Raw genomic sequence first — 16358 nt, 5'->3', positions numbered from 1 at the left:
GCCGCGCGTGCCACGCTCAAAATAGCTTCCGAGTCATTCTGCCGCAGTTATCCCGCCACCTGCAGGCATCGTGCTTCTTCCGGGCGGACCAATCTCCAATCCAGCCCTTCGAACAAGGCAGCGAACATCGCCGGCGACATGCGCATCACTCCGTCCGCGATCGTTGGCCAAACGAACTTGCAATCTTCGAGGCGTTTGTGCACCAACACCAGACCCGTTCGATCCCAGACCAAAATCTTGATCCGGTCCGCTCGTTTCGATCGGAACACGAAGACTGCGCCGCTGTGCGATTATGTTGCGTTCTCAACATAACCGCTCTTATGTGTCGGACGAGATTATGTGGCGGAGGCGCCCGAACGCCAGCCAGGGCCGGCCACCCAGGGCTTCTCCGCCACATAATAACCGGACGTTGGCCAGCGGCTGCAGGATGGTGTCGTTCGGCCGGAAGCGCGCGCTGCGGTTGCCTGAGACGCCCGCCTTCTCGAGTCCCCGGCGCATCATCTCGACATCCGCACCGGCGTATCGGTGGGTTGTGGCGACCTGAGCATGGCCAAGCCAGGCCTGGATCATCAGGAGGTCCACGCCTGACCGGAGGAGCTTCATGGCGAGGAAATGCCGGAAGATGTGCGGCGATATCGGCTCGCCCTCCAAGCTTGGCGTCGTGGACCCGGACTGGGAGGCGGCACGCCGCACGATGTGTGTCGCGCCGAAACGCGTCAGGCGCTCGTTGTGGACCCCGACGAAGATCGGCCGCGGTTCATGATTGGTGAGGCCGCGTTCGCTCAATAGGTCCGTCAGCGATCGCACCAGATCCTTAGGAATGGGAACGACGCGATCTCGGCGTCCCTTGCCGTGAAGCAGCACCTGCGGGCGTCCTCGCTCCAACTGAAGGTCGTTCGCGTTGACGCCGGTCGCTTCGGACACGCGAGCGCCGGTTCTCGCCAAGAAGAGCAGAAAGGCCCGGTCGCGCCGGCCGCGGGGCGTCGTCTGATCAGGGGCTGCGATGATGGCCTCCACCTCGGCGTTGGTGAGATGCGTCACCTCGATGTGGGCCCGTTTGGTGGGGATCGTCAGAACCCGTTGGGCGACGCCGAACGAGGCGGGATCGGCGGCAGCGACGTGATGGAAGAAGGATCGGATCGCGGCTAGTCGGGCGTTGCGCGTTGCGACGGAGTTGTTCCGCTTCTCCTCAAGCTCGTCAAGAAAGGCGAGAACAAGGTCCCGATCGAGATCCTCAAGGGCCAGCGCCGCCGGCTTCTTCTGCAAACGCGCCGCGGCAAAGAGGATCAGCATGCAAGGCGTCGCGATAGCTGGCTAAGGTCGCGGAGGTCGCGTTGCGCGGCTTGGTCAGCCGGCGACGGAAGTACGACTCCAAGAGCGGCGCCAGGAGGTGTTCGTTCATGCCGCGCCTCCGTCGAGGAAGGCGCGCTCAGCCGCGATGGAGAGGAGATCCGACGAGCCGGTGAGGTAGTAGGCTGTGTCGCTATAGTTGGCGTGGCCGAGGTAGGTGGCGAGTAAGGGCAGCAGCGCTTGAACGTCTGCGCGCTGTTGGTGCCACAGCCTGAGCCTGGTCACCGCGAACCGGTGCCGGAGATCGTGCGGTCGCAGAGGCTTGCCATTGTCAAGACCCGCGAGCTTGCGGGTCTTAGCGAAGTTGCTTTGCAGGCCGGTCGCCGACAGACGGCAGCCTCGCGAGCTGAGGAAGAAGGCCTCGCCTTTGGGCCTGGGAAACACGGTGTCGCGCTCACGGGGCGTATCGACGAAGGGCTGCCTGGGTCGTTGGGTGAACAGGAATCAGGCGGTCTTTACGGAACTTGGTTTTACGGACAAGGACGACCCCGTTGGTCAGATCGACGTCGCCGCGATCAAGGCTGACCACTTCGCCCGATCGTAACCCCGTGCTGGCCAACAATCCGATTAGCGTCGCCATCGTGCGGCCCGTGAGAGGGTTCCCTGGCGAAATGAAGCTGCATGCGTCGATAACCACCTCAGCTCAGCCTCACTTAGGATGCGCGGCAGCGGAATCGCCCTGAACCGCGCGAAAGCTTTGCGCTCCAAGACCTCGGTCTGGGGGGCGTAGACGACCAGGTACTCGTAGAATCGGCGGAGCACGCCGTGACGGACCGTGCGGCTGTCGGCGGCGCCACCGAACGACAGGACGAGGTCCAGCGCCATCGTCCGAGTGGCGGGCGCACCCAGCTGAGATTGCTCGACGTAGCGAACGAAAGCCCGCAGCGTGCCGGCTTTCTTGTTGAAGGCCTAGGCGAGGGAGCGGCGCAGCTCGATGTAGCGCTCGACCTTGTCGTCGAGGAATGCGGCGAAGGCGGTCATGCGGCGCCTCCCGGAAAGGGGAGCGCGACCTCAGCGAGGTGCGAGGCCGCGACCTTCACGTACAGCGCCGTTGTGTTGATGCTCCGGCCCCTAGAAGATCGGCGACCTCGTTGATCGGCCTTCGTCGCCCCACGAGCTGGGTGACTAGACTGTGGCGCAGGAGATGTGCGCCTCCGACGGGACCGAGCTCGATCCCACCATGCTGCAATCTCTTCCGCACGATCCTCGAAACAGACGACGCGTACTTGAATGGTCCCTCGGGCGGCGTGAAGGACAGGAAGAGATGCTGACTATCGAACTTCGGTCGAGCCCGTAGGATGTAGTCGGCGAGCGCGGCGCCGGTCTCCTCGATGAGCGGAGCCACTCGGTCACGCTTGCCCTTGGTGCGCCGGACAAAAACCTCGCCAGCTCGCCAGTCGATATCCCGGAGCTGAAGAGCGCGTAGCTCGCCGTTGCGAATGCCTGTGGTGGCGAGCAACAACAGGACAGCTCGATCGCGAAGGTCGATCGGCGTCGCCTTGCCGATCGCATCGATGGCGCGGCGAACATCATCCCACGAAAGCCGGGGCGGTAAATGGGCCAGTCGCCAATATGGCGTTCTTGGAACGACGGGAGCCAGATCCTGCTCGTGGTGGCCACCCCAATGCAGAAAGCGGAGAAACGTTCGGATGTGAGAGATCGCCGGCGTGCGAGTGCCGGAGGTCGCCGAGAGTGACAGCCGATACTCGACAGCGGCAAGGACATGCTCTGCCGTCAACGCCTCGAGGTCTTGGCCAGGATGGCGATGGCGGAGCCAATCCAGAAAGCGCCGTGCGCCCAAGAGAACGCCCTCGCGGGACCTTGGCCCAAGGCCTCGTACCCTGCTCAGATAGTCAGAAAAGGAGCGCAAAAGCGGAGCATCCGGATCATCGACTACAATAGGCGTCGAGGCGATGAATCGTTCGGGCGCCACCCGTCGCGCGTATTGGAGCGCAGACACTGCCGCAATCCGCGGTGAGTCCGTGGTGAATGTGCGTAGATAGCTATCGACGATAGCTTCGCCGATCGGCTGTGAATCGCAATGCGCTGCAGCAAAATGGCGCGAACCGCGCGATCCGGCTCAGATAAAGCTTAGCGGATGCTTGCTTGTAACCGAGCGAGAAAAAGTGCCCCGCGATGCGATCCATCTCGGCGCCGAGCGCCCCGTCACGAAGGCGTTTAAGCGCCCCACGGTACGAAAAATAGAACTCGAGCATTGTGCCCCTCCGGCGTAACGGCGCAGGGGGATCCCACGTCCGCACGAGGGCCACAAAATATTATGTGGCGGAGAAATCCAGCCGTGGCCGGCCCTGGCTGGCGTTAGGGCGCCTCCGCCACATAATCTCGTCCGACACATAAGTGCGGTTATGTTGCGTGCAACATAACCGCACAGCGGTCATCTGTTTGTCTTCCGCGGTCGCCGAAGCGATCTTGTGAAGGTGATCTGGCACGATGGCCAGGGAGCATGCCTGTTCACCAAAAGACTCGAGAGAGGGCGGTTCATCTGGCCTTCGGTTGCGGGCGAAGCAGCGACGATCTCGCCGGCGCAGATGAGCTACATGTTGTCCGGAATCGTTTCGCGCAACCCGCAAGAAACCCAGCGTCCGACGCGGGTCGGATAGCCGTTTTGGGTTTGAATCTGCTGCTTGATCTGATTCAATGACTTCATGATATCGAAGCCGGACGACCTTCCATCGGACCTTGTCAGTGCCCTGGCAGCGCTGCAGGCCAAGCGTGAGGCCCGGCTGCGAGCCGAGGCGATGGCTGCCAGCGCGCAAGCGGAGCTGTCGGATAACGCGGCGCTGATCGCGCATCTCGAGTTGCGGATCGAGAAACTCAAGCGCGAACTGTACGGGCAGCGCTCCGAGCGCACGGCGCGGCTGATCGAACAATTGGAATTGGAACTCGAAGAACTCGCCACCACGGCGAGCGAGGATGAGCTTGCCGCGCGCGCCGCCGCGGCGAAAACCCAGAGCGTGCGCGCCTTCACGCGCAAGCGGCCGGTACGCAAGCCCTGGCCGGACGACATCGTCGTGAGGCGCCAAAGACCTGCGCCTGTTGCGGTGGGGCGCGCCTTGCGAAGCTGGGCGAGGATGTGACCGAGACGCTGGAGGAGATGCCGCGCCGGTTCAAGGTCATCGAGACCGTGCGCGAGAAGTTCACTTGCGGCGATTGCGAGAAGATCAGCCAGCCGCCGGCACCGTTCCATACCACGTCGCGGCTTCATCGGTCCGCAATTGCTGGCGACGATCCTGTTCGACAAGTTCGGCATGCATATCCCGCTCAACCGCCAGAGCGCGCGCTTCAAGTGCGAGAGGATCGACCTGCCATTGTCGACGCTCGCTGACCAGGTCGGCCACGGAACCTTCGCCGTCATGCCGCTCTTCCAGCTGATCGAGCGTCATGTACTCGCAGCCGAGCGCCTTCATGGCGACGACACCACCATCCGCGTCCTGGCGAAGGGCAAGTGCACGACCGGCCGGATCTGGACCTATGTGCGGGATGACCGGCCCTACGGTGGGCCGGTGCCGCCGGCTGCGGTCTATTACGCCTCGAGCGATCGACGGGGCGAGCATCCCCAGAAGCATCTGGCCGCCTTCGCCGGCATCCTGCAAGGCGATTGCTACAGCGGCTTCGAGCCGTTGTTCGACCCGCAAAGGAAAGCGATGCCGATCACGCCGGCATTCTGCTTCGCGCATGCGCGGCGGGGCTTCTTCGAGTTGGCCGATATCGAGAAGAACGCCAGGGAAGGCAAGGGCAAACCGGGTCTCCCCGATCGCGCTGGAGGCGGTCAGACGCCTCGATACGTTGTTCGAGATCGAGCGTGCCATCAGCGGCCGCAGCGCCGACGAGCGGCGTGCCGTGCGCCAGGAGGCAAGCAAGCCGCTGCTCGACGACATGCACGCCTCGCTGCTGCGCGAGCGAGAAACCCTCGCGCGCTCCTCCGAGATCCTGAAACCCATGAATTACATGCCCAGGCGCTGGGCCGACTTTGCCCGCCTCCTCGACGATGGCAGGATCTGCCTCAGCAACAACGCCGCCGAAAGAGCATTGCGCGGCATCGCCTTGGGAAGGCGCAATGGGACCTTCGCCGGCAGCCTGCGCGGCGCCGACCGCGCCGCCATCATGCTGACAATGATCACCACCTGTCCTCTTAACGATGTCGATCCCAAAGCCTGGCTCTCCGACGTCCTCGCCCGGATCGCCGATCTTCCCGCTTCGCGTCTGCACGAACTGCTGCCCTGGGAATGGAAGCTCCCGCGCCAAGTCGACGAACCCACCGATCAGCAAGCTGCCTAACCTTCACGCAGCGCTATCATAGCGCTACTAGGTTCGCGGTCGCGCCGCTAACCTCGGCGCGCCGACATCAGGCGAGTACCGGTGCACCTTTGGCAACTCTCGGGCCCCATAGTCGTCACCACACCAGGTAGGTATCGGTCGACTGTTGATACTGTATTGTAGAGGGGGAAGATCGTGTTGAAACAAAGATAAGGGCACACGAGGTGCGGCAATGGAAACCACAGCAAATCCGCTGGATTGCAGAACACACGTGTTGAAGCTCATTGAAGAAACGCGCGTGGTTAGCGAGAATGAACTGCAGGCCAACAACATCACGCCTTATCATGTCACAACGTTTTATCGCGAACAAATTATCAATAGCGGTTACTACGATCAGCTAAAGTACGTTGTCGAGCCCTCAGTCGAGGAGTTCGACAGTCCGGGCACTTTAGATACGAGCGGCGAGCACGACAACACGGTCGTGCCGGGACTCCAGCACAAGTACGCCCAGACCGGCTTATTGCTGGTGACGGAACGCTGCGGCTCATATTGCCGTTACTGTTTTCGCAAGCGCATTGTGGGCAAGGTTTCGGATGAAATCGCACCGGATATCGATCAGGCCGCGCACTATATTGCGCGCCATCCTGAGATGACGAACGTACTTCTTTCGGGAGGTGACCCGTTCGTGCTCAGCACCGCCAAACTGAACAAGATCGTTGACCACCTGCTGCCAATAAACCATTTGAATTCCATCAGATTTGGCACAAAAATGCTGGCCTATCAGCCAAGGCGGTTTGCGGATTCCGCTCTGCCGGACTTATTTCAGCGTATCCACAAGGCGGGTAAAACCCCAATCATCGTCGCACATTTCGATCACGTAGGTGAGATCTCATCGGACGCGGAGCACAAAATTCGCGCCTTGCGAGCACAGGGCGTGCAATTCCTTAATCAGTCCGTGCTTCTCGCCAAAGTCAACGACGATCCCGAGATATTGGCCGCGACTTTTGCCAAATGCCACGAAATCGGAGTGCGACCTTACTACTTATTTCAGGCGAGGCCGGTGAAGGGTGCATCGCACTTCCAAGTCCCACTGGACCGCGGACTAGAGGTTGTGCGCGGCATCAACCAACGTCTGAGCGGGATCGAGAAGACATTTAAATACATCATGTCCCATTACACCGGAAAAATTGAGATTCTGGATTTAGCCCATGATGGCCGGGTGTATATGCGCTACCACCAGAATAAAGTTATCGAGAAGATCGGAAAGATCTTTTCCCGACCGCACGTCGCGACAGCCTGCTGGTTTGATGATCTGCCCGAACTATGAAATCTAACGCACGCCCTCTAGCCCATGGGCTCCGAGCGAGTGCGGTAGGCCCGCCGCCCCCCGAAGCGCAATCAAGTTGAGCCGCTGGCGGCGTGCCTGGTCTCAACTGTAGAAAGGCTCGGATGCCACTCGACTATCCCGCTGCACTAAACTTAAGGACCTGTGGAACTCGCTATTCCTGGACTGACAGGGAGGTAATGCTCTATGCGCTTGGAGTGGGCATGGGCTCAGATCCCTTGAAAGAGGAGGAGCTACAATTTGTCAACGAAGCGTTTGCGACGTCGAAGCCATTAAAGGTGATCCCGACGTTTGCTTCCGTGTGCGTTTGGGACGCTCGCCCCGGGGTCATTGACCTCAATCGCGTCATGGTCGTTGACGGCGAACGTGACCTTACGTTTCACAAGCCGATGCCCGTCGCGGCGAACGTGACGGCGGACGCCCGTGTGACGGGAATTTATGACAATGGTAAGGAGAAAGGCGCGATCATTCAGAACGAGGTGGTGGTCAGAGATAGGGGCGGCGACAAGATCGTCACAATCCTTTCGTCGACCTTCGCGAGAGGTGACGGCGGCTTTGGCGGGCCATCGGAGGGGATGCCCGAGCCGCTCCAAGTGCCCCGCCGAGCACCAGATAGATCACTCGATGTCCCAACCCGACCTGACCAAGCCCTGATCTATCGTCCTTCTGGCGACCGAAATCCTTTGCATAGTGATCCGGAGTTCGCCGTCGAGCCGGTTTTCCAAGCCCCATTTCTGCACGGAATGTGCACGTATGGGCTGACCTGCAGAGCCGTCCTGCAGAGCTACGCCGACTACGATCCGTCTGCTTTTCATCGTCATCGCGCCCGCTTTTCGGCGCCCGTGTTCCCGGGAGAAGTTATTACCATCAATCTCTGGAAGGACGGTAATTCGATCTCATTCGAAGCTTGCGTAAGAGAGGGTCGGGTTACGGTCGTCAAGAATGGGCAGACGGTGCTACACTGAGCAGGGCTTGGACCGTTTCTTGTACCTATTCGGCTGCGAGTTTGTCGCGCTCTTTGAGCGGTTCTTGCCGACATGCATGAAAGGTCCGCGGCAACGTCTGCTTAGAAGGGCCGCGCAACGAACCCGAGGCGTTCGGAGCACTTCAACTGCGGGCCTCAAGGAAGGCCATTTCGGCTCATCGCGCGCGTGGGCGACAATATGCGATCCATGCTGCGAGGCCTGCGCGCCTTCAGTTCGAATCGTTCAGTTGGCGAGATGGTCGTATTCAACGTACCCCCATGTCTTCCGCGGTGAAGCATCCCCTTGAGTTGCAGCGGGTACGACCTGCGCTTCTAGGAAGCAGCTCGAATAAGCTGTCGCGTCGTATCTTACATACACCAATCGTATCCCAGCTGTCTGGTTCACGACAGGTCCGGAACCAATCGCTGACGGTGGACCAGTATCGACGGCACAAGAAGCCCCTCATTCTTTGCTAGATCAGCTGATGTGCGATGGGCGGCGTGAGCTGTCGCACGTATTGAGTGCTGTGGAGAGGCAGTTCGAGCACCGGACCTCAAACGCGGCTCTTCGCTACGAGGATGTTTCATCTCTCAAAGCCTCACGACGCTGGGGCTCATGATCCCACCGCTCCGGCGGTGACACTGAACAAGCTAAGAGCCTCTTCAAAAAAGTCGGGTCGACCTTGCAGCATTATCGACCTCGACCCCGTCGGGATCGACCTATTTCGCGGCAACAGTCCGAACACAGGCGAGCAACGGGTATTCGGCGGCCTAATGATCGGTCAAGCGATGCTTGCAGCGTGTCGCACAGTCAAAGCCCGACTGCCGCATTCACTACATCGCTACTTCATCCATACCGGCGATCCTCGGGTACCCTTGATCTACAAGGTCGAGCGCCTACGCGACGGTAAAAGTTATTCGACCCGGCGCGTCACGGCGATGCAGCGCGGTAGCACAATCGTTTCGGTCATGGTCTCGTTTCATAAGGGCGAGGATGGCACGTTCGAACACCAGGATAAAATGCCGGAGGTGCCAGGGCCGGAGCATTTCGCAGCCGAAGAGTTGTCGAGGCAATCACTATATCCGGATCTACCGGAAATTGTTCAGCGCTACTATGAACCTGATCGTCCGGTCGAGCTTCGTCCCGTCGAGATCGGCCGGTATGTTGGCCCGAAGATCGAGGACGGAAGAGTACATATGTGGATGAAAGCCGCGAGAAAGCTGCCCGATGATCCGGCGCTGCACATTTGCGCACTGGCCTATGCCTCGGATTTGTCGCTGCTGGATGCCGTGATGGCACGCTATGGGCGTACACTGTTCTTGTCCGGAAGTCTTGACCACGCAATCTGGTTTCATCGTCCTTTCCGTGCCGATGATTGGCTGCTCTATGCCAAGCAATCGGTAAGCGCGCAGAGCGGACGTGGCCTCGCTCGTGGGCTGATCTTTACGCGCGACGGCACGCTGGTGGCTTCGGTCGCCCAAGAGGGCTCGGTGCGCAAGCGACGCTGAGCTTGCCCAGTGCGGGGAAAGCCCGGCTTGAGCGAGCGACGACAAGTGGACCGTCCATGCTGCTTGCTAGCGTGCCTTCCCGAGAACAAAGGAGTGGCTCAACGACCATTTGATGCCTGGAAAAATCACATCGCCTCGATTGCCACGCCACTGTCGGTACGGTCTTCCCGACGCTCAGGACCTTTCATGCTGCGATGAAGTCTGCGGTGTTAGGACCTTCATCCATAAACACATTCGCCGGCCGTTGGCCAATCCACTTTTGGCAGGGCAATGCCTGACCATGCGCCTGCGCATTGCACCATCGTACGGACGCTCGGTATAAACCGCAGTGTTCATGCGCCAACTCAGGCCGCGCACTGGTTCGCTTGAGGTGCTTCACGACGCTTTTGGGTTTGAAGACGTCGTAAACAAGACTGACCTTCGCTACCTTGTCGTCATTGCTCCAGGTGCTTGGCGGGGACATGATCCTCGCTGGGCTGACTGTGGTCCGAATGCTTAGCTCGTCAGCTCTGAAACTACTAAACCCGGCAGTTGTTAAGTCGGTCTCGGGGCGCTTCAGTGTTTGCCGCGGAGGGCTGTGGCCGCCGGGCACGAATCAGACCGGGGTCTATCCAATCGCAGAGTTTTGACGAGAAGGCGCTCGAGAGAGGAAAAGGCGAAGGCGCAGTGGGGACTGAAGATGGAGATTTCTATGCTCACAGCGACAGGTTCGGAAATCCCTTGGGCGGGGCCTCCATTCCCAAAATCGGAGTACGATTATCGACAGCAGAAGGTGCTTGAAGCGGTAGCGCATGCCAAACTTGATGCAATTGTGGTTACCGCTATCGGCCACCTCAGATATCTTACCGGCTATCATGGATTTGGTGGGTACTTCGCTCCGTTCCTGTTGATTCTAGCACCGGGTTATGCGCCGGTTCTCGTTGTAAGAGAGTACGATGCCGAGGCTGTCCGCGTCGAAGGATGTGTCGATGAGGTCGTTTGTTATAGACACCCTGGCGATGTTGCCAAGTCCTGTGCCGAGGTTCTTCGCCGGCATCGGCTGCAGGATCAGAGAGTGGGTTTCGAACTCGGATGTTGGAATCTGGCACCGGCCGATGTGCGTGCAGTGCAAGGACAGTGTCCAGGCATGAAAGTCACCGACGGCTCCCATTTGGTTGCGTCGGTCGCAGCAGTCAAAAGCCCGCTTGAGCTCGATGTGATGCGTCAAGCAATGGCGATAACTGATCTCGCGGTGCGCGTGTTTCGCAACTCGGTTCGCGAAGGCGCGAGCGAAACAGAAACGTACGCAGCCATAGTTGGAGAAGCCAGCAAAGCTGGCGGCGAAATATGGCGATCCGTTACTCTCGTGTTCGGTGATCGGACGAAGATGCCGCACGGTATCCCGACCCCACACGCACTCCGAAAAAATGAACCCGCCATGATCGAGATCGGCGGCGTGAAGCACGGCTATGCCGCAGGGCTGGTCCGCGGCGCGGTGCTTGGTCGGCATCGCGAGGCCGAATCGTTGCACGCTCTTTCGGTTGAAGCGCTCGAATCCGCCATTGCCGCGATTAAGCCTGGGGTAAGCGCGAAGACCGTGGACGCCGCCGCGCGCAAGGTGATTGAGCAATCTCGACGCCCGGGCGCCTTTCGCCATCGTACCGGGTACCAAAGTGGCATCCACTGGACAGAGCGAGGAAACATCAGCCTGGAGCCTGCCGCAGAGGAGATTTTACAGGCGGGAATGACCTTTCATCTTCCCATTATTCTGTTTGGGGAAAGCGGTCATCTGTTTGGCTGCAGCGAGCACGTGGTCGTCACAGACTCTGGCGCGGAAGTGCTCAGCCGTACAGGTCACAACTTATTTCATGCTGTGGGCTCCACATGAATGGCATTGAAGCGTTTCAACATTTGCTGGCGGAGGCAACTGCTTGGCGCCACCATCTTCGCGAGAATCCCGAGCTGGAATATCGGCTTTACAACACTGCTAGATTTGTAGCCGAGAAGCTCACTTCTTTCGGCGTTGATCATATCGAAACGGGGATAGCTGAAACTGGTATCGTCGCCTTGATTGACGGCAATTGTGGAAACGGGCCGACGATCGCACTGCGCGCGGATATGGACGCGCTTCCGATACCTGAACATTCCGAGAAGCTCTGGTCCTCGAAAGTGCCCGGCAAGATGCACGCCTGTGGGCATGATGGTCACATGGCGATGCTATTAGGCGCCGCGAAATACCTTGCGACGACTCGGCGCTTCAAGGGATCGGTCGCCTTGATCTTCCAGCCCGCTGAAGAGAGTGGAGTGGGCGGCCAAAGGATGGTCCAGGCAGGGATCATGGATCGTTTCTCAATAGTGAAGGTGTTCGGCCTGCACAATGTGCCAGGAATAGAAGTTGGCCATTTCGGCATTTGCGCAGGTCCGATCATGGCCGCTCTCGACGAGTTCGACCTCATCGTGAAGGGGAAGGGCGGCCATGCCGCCAAACCTCATGAGGCCATTGATCCGGTGGTCATCGCCGCACAGATCATCGTCGGCCTGCAAACCTTGGTTTCTCGGAACACAAACCCGATGGAGGCGCTCGTGATATCCGTCACCAAGTTCAACGCGGCTCAGGCCTACAACGTCATTCCGGATCAGGTCGAGCTGGCGGGTAGTATTCGAACTCTTGCGCCCGGCCTGCGCGACTTCGCACAAGGGCAGATATTTGCGGCTGCGCGAGGGATCGCGCGCGGATTTGGCGCAGATGTCGAATTTGAGTACTGCAGGTCTGCGCCGGTCACGATCAATCATCCGGAAGAAACTAATCTGGCGGTCAAAGCAGCACGCAAGCTGGTTGGACCGGCTTGCGTCGATGAGAAGATAAGCCCGCGGATGGGGTCAGAAGATTTCGCCTACATGCTTGAAGCAAGGCCGGGCGCAATCATCTTTCTTGGCAACGGATCGACAGCTGGCTTGCACCACCCGGCATATGACTTCAACGACGACGCCCTGCCTTATGGCATCGGCTATTGGGTGAACGTCGTCGAGACGGTGCTGGCTCCGTGACCTTCGACCGTCCTGCGCTGTCGCCTGGAGGCTTAAATGAGATCAAGGACCTTGGGCTCTCTCCAGATCTTGAACCCCCTGGGTGTGGCGATGCAGCGCTCGACCCGGTTTGCATCGTAGCTGCCTGCCGACTGCTCGAGCAAGCAGGTCCTGAGCCTGCTTGCGCCACACCTTCTTTATCGCGACAGGCGGTGGCGGGCATCCGTGGATGGTGTTTCAACCTTGATCAAAAGAGAGGGACTAGTCGCCTCGCATTTGACCGGAGGCCGGAAAAGTTGGCTGCTCGTCCTCTCGAAAAGTCGCCGCGAGCCGTGACATATCGTTCGCCAAGCGGATACAGTTGGACGCTGATGGGCGGCCCTCGCTATACTCCGGCAGAACGGGTGCATTCAGGCACGGAAACTCGACAGGGATCTTACACGGGGAGATAGCGCGCTGTTTGTAACAGCTCGTAGAACTTTTGCAGACGTCATCCTCGGAGTCGGTCGACCGCGCAATCATGCCCTTGATGACGCTTGATCTTTCCTCCGGCAAACCTTTTTCGCGAAACACATAGTCGGTATCCGGCAGAGAACGCGGCGCCGGCGGGCGGACGCCATTGTCCGTCGAATCATTTACAAAGGAGACCGCATCGAGCTCAGAGGCGACAGCCTGCACAAAATGAACGCCGAGCTTGCTATCTGCACCCGTCCACCCCACGAGTCCATGCGACCATCACGACTGCGACGAGCCTGGTGGGTGTCGCGCTGCGGTCGGGTCCGATCGCCAAGTCAGCACAGGGTCATTTAAACAAACGGTCACTCAATTCACTATCGCGTTGCTGTTACTCGAGTGAAGGTCCCAGGGACGGAGAAGGCGCAGGCTCCAAACGGCTGCGCCAATCACGTATAGGTCTTCGAGAGTGAGTTGTTGCGCGCCATGTATTACCGTCGACTAAGGAGAAGAACGGGCTTTCAAGATGGTCACACCAATATCGACAAGCAATTTCACGCGGAACGGGAGGGCCCAAAGAAGCGCGGCCAGTGCTCGCGGCGACGCGTGGTGGCTTCTCAGCGGCACTTACCGGATGCCGAGCGAACTTAGTCGGTTATGCTGAAGACTGAACTTCGATGGCGGTATGAAGCGGCAAAGCGTTGGATTTCGACAGCAACTAGCCCCCTTTTTGCAAGCGATCTTTAGTTCGCTCGCTGAACAGGAAGCTGGGAGCGGGTGTTCCCAGCAGACCGATGGGTTGGCATGAAACGTGACAAAACACGATTCGCTCGAGCTCTACGTTTCTCCTAGACCTTCAAAATCTACTATGTCGCGTAATCGGGGCTGATCCGGTCGAGGCGGCGCTTGAGAGCCGTCCAGGGCCGAAGAGTCCTATTGTAGCCCTCTCGTTGGAACTGCTCCGCCGTATGAGCGGCCACTCTGTCCGACGGCAGGACGATTTTGTGTCCACCTTGCATAGCCGCGATCTGGACCCGGCACGATTGCTCCAAAAGGTACATGTTGAGGAATGCTTCGGACACGGTACCGCCAACTGTAAGCAAGCCGTGGTGTTTCAGGATCATGACGTCTTTGTCCCCAAGATCGCGCACGAGACGCTCGCGCTCGTTGAGATCGAGCGCAACGCCTTCGTAACTATGGTAAGAAATGCCACCGTAGAAGCACATCGATTTTTGGTTTAACGGCAGCAGTCCTTGTTCTTGAGCCGCGACGGCCATTCCTGCCAAGGTGTGCGTGTGAATTACGCAATGAGCATCCTCACGAGCCATGTGCACGGCGGAATGAATTGTGAAGCCTGCGTTGTTTACTTTAGCCTCATCCTCTTTCTGAAGCGCATGTCCCTCCGGGTCGACAACGACGAGACTGGAGGCTGTGATTTCGTCAAACATCATGCCGTAGGGGTTGAGCAGGAAACGATGCGCGTCCCCAGGTAGGCGCGCTGACAGGTGCGTGGAGATAAGGTCGTCCATGCCAAAGTGAGCGATCAGACGATAAGCCGCAGCCAAATCGCAGCGGATGTCCCATTCATCCGAGGCATCGCTAGACATGGTCTCTCCTCCTCAAAACCAGCAACGGAATCTCGAACCATAATAGCGACGGCGAAAAAAAGGTTTTCACCTGTGAATGCCAATCCCTCGGGGATATTCCGCTCGCGGCGAACGAATTCGCAGCTTTCGCGCGCTCTCATGGACATCTTTCCGGTCCTCTAGGCGGGGCCCCTTTGCTGCGCTTGCTTGAGGCCCAAGATAGTTGCCCAAAGCCTGGAGGCGTTTCACGCCTCACAGCCGCCAGCACTGTAGGTCGTGGATCGTGAACTCTTGAGAAGCGAGATACCGGGCATTGTGTCTCGCAACTGATTGCGTCACCTAGATGCTGTCATGACCGAGCTCGGCGAGTGCCTCGCTCGAGCCGCGCAATCGAATCTCAGCCATTAAAGGTTGTGCAGAGGCTGCTCGGGACGCTATATGCGTCTTCGTCCGCACATTCTCCAGTCCTGCAGGTGCCGGAGGATCACAGCTGTATGCGTGCTTCTGTGCAGCACATCAGCCGAATTTGTTTGTGCTGGCGGCGCTACCGGCGCCTCCGATAAAGCGTGCCTTGAGCGTGAATTTCGTCCGCGAATTCTTCAAGACGACGGTAGACGGCAGACGTCTAATACATTGGTGGAGCCACGCAAGCGGAGGCTTTCACGCGTGGCGAGGCGCTACGTGCTACGAGCAATATCAACTCGTCGATGCCATTGTCAGTCGGCAGAGGTCTGTGATGCTGTAAACTGGGAGCTTCGTGATGCGGCGGATCGCCGGAGCAACAATCGGAAACGCCGCGCATTCGAACAAAATTATGGCGATCTCCGGATGGGCTGAGCGGAGACGCGCGATGCACGCGGCAACATCTGCCTCGATCGCGGGGACGTCGAGCGGCGGTGCCGGGCGCTTGAGCTCGTCATGCCAAAACTTGCCCCCTTCGATGCCGCCGATCACGACCCTGGCCCGCTCCGCCCGATCATCGATCCCGAGCAGATCTTCGCTGCAACAGGTCGAATCATAGGTCAGGACGGCGATCTTGGCGCGCTTCGGCAATTGACGAAGCAATGTGGGTAACAACAGCAGGCTTGACATCACAACCGGCACTTTGACCGAAGCCGCCACCGCCGCTTGATGCCGAACAGAAAAGCCGCAGGTCGAACTTATCGCGACCGCCCCTCGTTCGACCAGGCGCTGGGCGGCAGCTATGAAGGCGGGCTCAAGCGCCGCATCGCCGCGTACAACGTTCTCAACCCAAGCTCCCGCAACCGTCTCTGAGATGGTTTCAAAATCGAACGTTGCTGGATTAAGCATTGAGCCGGACGCCGGGGCAGGCGGTGTAGCACCGGGGGTGAGGCCGCGCTCGAGATGCAGGATACCGAGGGAGCGGGGCGTTAGGTACGAGGTCATACAGCAACCATAGCCTACTTTTAGGGGGAATTATCCGCAATTCCGGCTGGCGATCGCCGAAATTCTGCTTTCCATAGACGAATCTAGTGGAGTTTTGGTGATTAAAACCTACACAAAGGAAGAGGCGACAATCCTGGCCAGACGGGCGCAGGCGCTGGAGCCAAAGCCGCAAGGCTCATTCTTCGATTCTATCGGCCCAAAGGTTTGACAGATCATTTTCGAATGAGCGCATGACGTCTCGCTCTCGGTGAAAAGGATCTATGGGCTTCGACGGCGATCAAGTGTTCGTCGCGTCGAGCTGGAACAAAGCACATTTCATGGAAATGAAGCAGAATTCCGGCGGCAAACGGCCGCACATCGGCGATCCTCAGCTCGGAGGAATCGTATCATCAAAAATAAGCATAGCGGAACCCACCGGCCGGTCAGTCACCGTGGATTGATTGGCCTTATACGAAGCTCC

At 59.0% G+C, this 16358-nt stretch carries 12 protein-coding genes and 4 pseudogenes; 8 read left to right on the top strand and 8 right to left on the bottom strand.

All coding sequences use genetic code 11. From position 1 onward, the window contains the following. Positions 1–47: 47 nt before the first annotated feature. The 6 genes and pseudogenes from tnpB (P0R31_RS41155) to P0R31_RS34120 all read right to left on the bottom strand — a co-directional run. Positions 48–275: pseudogene (tnpB, locus tag P0R31_RS41155) on the bottom strand (IS66 family insertion sequence element accessory protein TnpB); the annotation flags it as partial. 43 nt (positions 276–318) lie between these two features. Next, positions 319–1293, bottom strand: a complete 975-nt coding sequence (locus P0R31_RS34140) for a tyrosine-type recombinase/integrase (protein ID WP_275519088.1) — start codon at positions 1291–1293, stop codon at positions 319–321. 105 nt (positions 1294–1398) lie between these two features. Next, on the bottom strand, positions 1399–1734 hold the full coding sequence (locus tag P0R31_RS34135; protein ID WP_275519086.1) for a tyrosine-type recombinase/integrase: 336 nt from the start codon (positions 1732–1734) through the stop codon (positions 1399–1401). Between the two features lie 10 nt (positions 1735–1744). After that, a complete protein-coding gene (locus P0R31_RS34130; protein WP_275519084.1) occupies positions 1745–1930 on the bottom strand; it encodes a tyrosine-type recombinase/integrase in 186 nt (61 codons plus the stop codon). A 456-nt stretch (positions 1931–2386) separates the two neighbouring features. Continuing rightward, entirely contained in the window at positions 2387–3151 is a 765-nt protein-coding gene (locus P0R31_RS34125; protein WP_275519082.1) for a tyrosine-type recombinase/integrase, read from the bottom strand. Positions 3152–3353: 202 nt separating this feature from the next. After that, positions 3354–3566, bottom strand: coding sequence for a hypothetical protein (locus P0R31_RS34120; protein ID WP_275519080.1), 213 nt, complete (start codon positions 3564–3566; stop codon positions 3354–3356). Between the two features lie 180 nt (positions 3567–3746). Here P0R31_RS34120 and tnpB (P0R31_RS34115) point away from each other — a divergent pair. From tnpB (P0R31_RS34115) to P0R31_RS34085, 7 genes and pseudogenes are all read left to right on the top strand, one after another. Then, positions 3747–3971, top strand: a pseudogene (tnpB, locus tag P0R31_RS34115) (IS66 family insertion sequence element accessory protein TnpB); the annotation flags it as partial. Between the two features lie 45 nt (positions 3972–4016). Further along, positions 4017–5649: pseudogene (gene tnpC, locus P0R31_RS34110) on the top strand (IS66 family transposase). A 211-nt stretch (positions 5650–5860) separates the two neighbouring features. Beyond that, entirely contained in the window at positions 5861–6955 is a 1095-nt protein-coding gene (locus tag P0R31_RS34105) for a KamA family radical SAM protein (RefSeq protein WP_275519078.1), read from the top strand. Positions 6956–7077: 122 nt separating this feature from the next. After that, complete coding sequence (locus P0R31_RS34100) at positions 7078–7938, top strand: MaoC/PaaZ C-terminal domain-containing protein (protein WP_275519076.1); 861 nt, start codon at positions 7078–7080, stop codon at positions 7936–7938. Positions 7939–8598: 660 nt separating this feature from the next. Then, positions 8599–9446 (top strand): annotated as a pseudogene (locus tag P0R31_RS34095) (acyl-CoA thioesterase); the annotation flags it as partial. A 691-nt stretch (positions 9447–10137) separates the two neighbouring features. Beyond that, positions 10138–11313 carry a M24 family metallopeptidase gene (locus P0R31_RS34090; protein WP_275519074.1) on the top strand — a complete coding sequence of 392 codons (1176 nt, stop codon included), beginning with the start codon at positions 10138–10140 and terminating at the stop codon, positions 11311–11313. Beyond that, positions 11310–12473, top strand: a complete 1164-nt coding sequence (locus P0R31_RS34085) for a M20 aminoacylase family protein (RefSeq protein WP_275519072.1) — start codon at positions 11310–11312, stop codon at positions 12471–12473. Before P0R31_RS34090 ends, P0R31_RS34085 begins: the two co-directional genes overlap by 4 nt. 1298 nt (positions 12474–13771) lie before the next feature. Here P0R31_RS34085 and P0R31_RS34080 read toward each other — a convergent pair. Further along, positions 13772–14512, bottom strand: coding sequence for a class II aldolase/adducin family protein (locus P0R31_RS34080; protein WP_275519070.1), 741 nt, complete (start codon positions 14510–14512; stop codon positions 13772–13774). A gap of 675 nt (positions 14513–15187) precedes the next feature. Then, on the bottom strand, positions 15188–15802 hold the full coding sequence (locus P0R31_RS34075; protein ID WP_343299356.1) for a hypothetical protein: 615 nt from the start codon (positions 15800–15802) through the stop codon (positions 15188–15190). A gap of 356 nt (positions 15803–16158) precedes the next feature. Here P0R31_RS34075 and P0R31_RS34070 point away from each other — a divergent pair, with 356 nt between their 5' ends. Further along, a complete protein-coding gene (locus P0R31_RS34070) occupies positions 16159–16338 on the top strand; it encodes a hypothetical protein (protein WP_275519066.1) in 180 nt (59 codons plus the stop codon). The last annotated feature ends 20 nt before the right edge of the window (positions 16339–16358 follow it).

Source organism: Bradyrhizobium yuanmingense (assembly GCF_029167105.1).
Lineage (GTDB): Bacteria > Pseudomonadota > Alphaproteobacteria > Rhizobiales > Xanthobacteraceae > Bradyrhizobium > Bradyrhizobium yuanmingense_A.
Note: the sequence above shows the minus strand (reverse complement) of the source record. Positions and strands in the feature narration are given on the sequence as shown.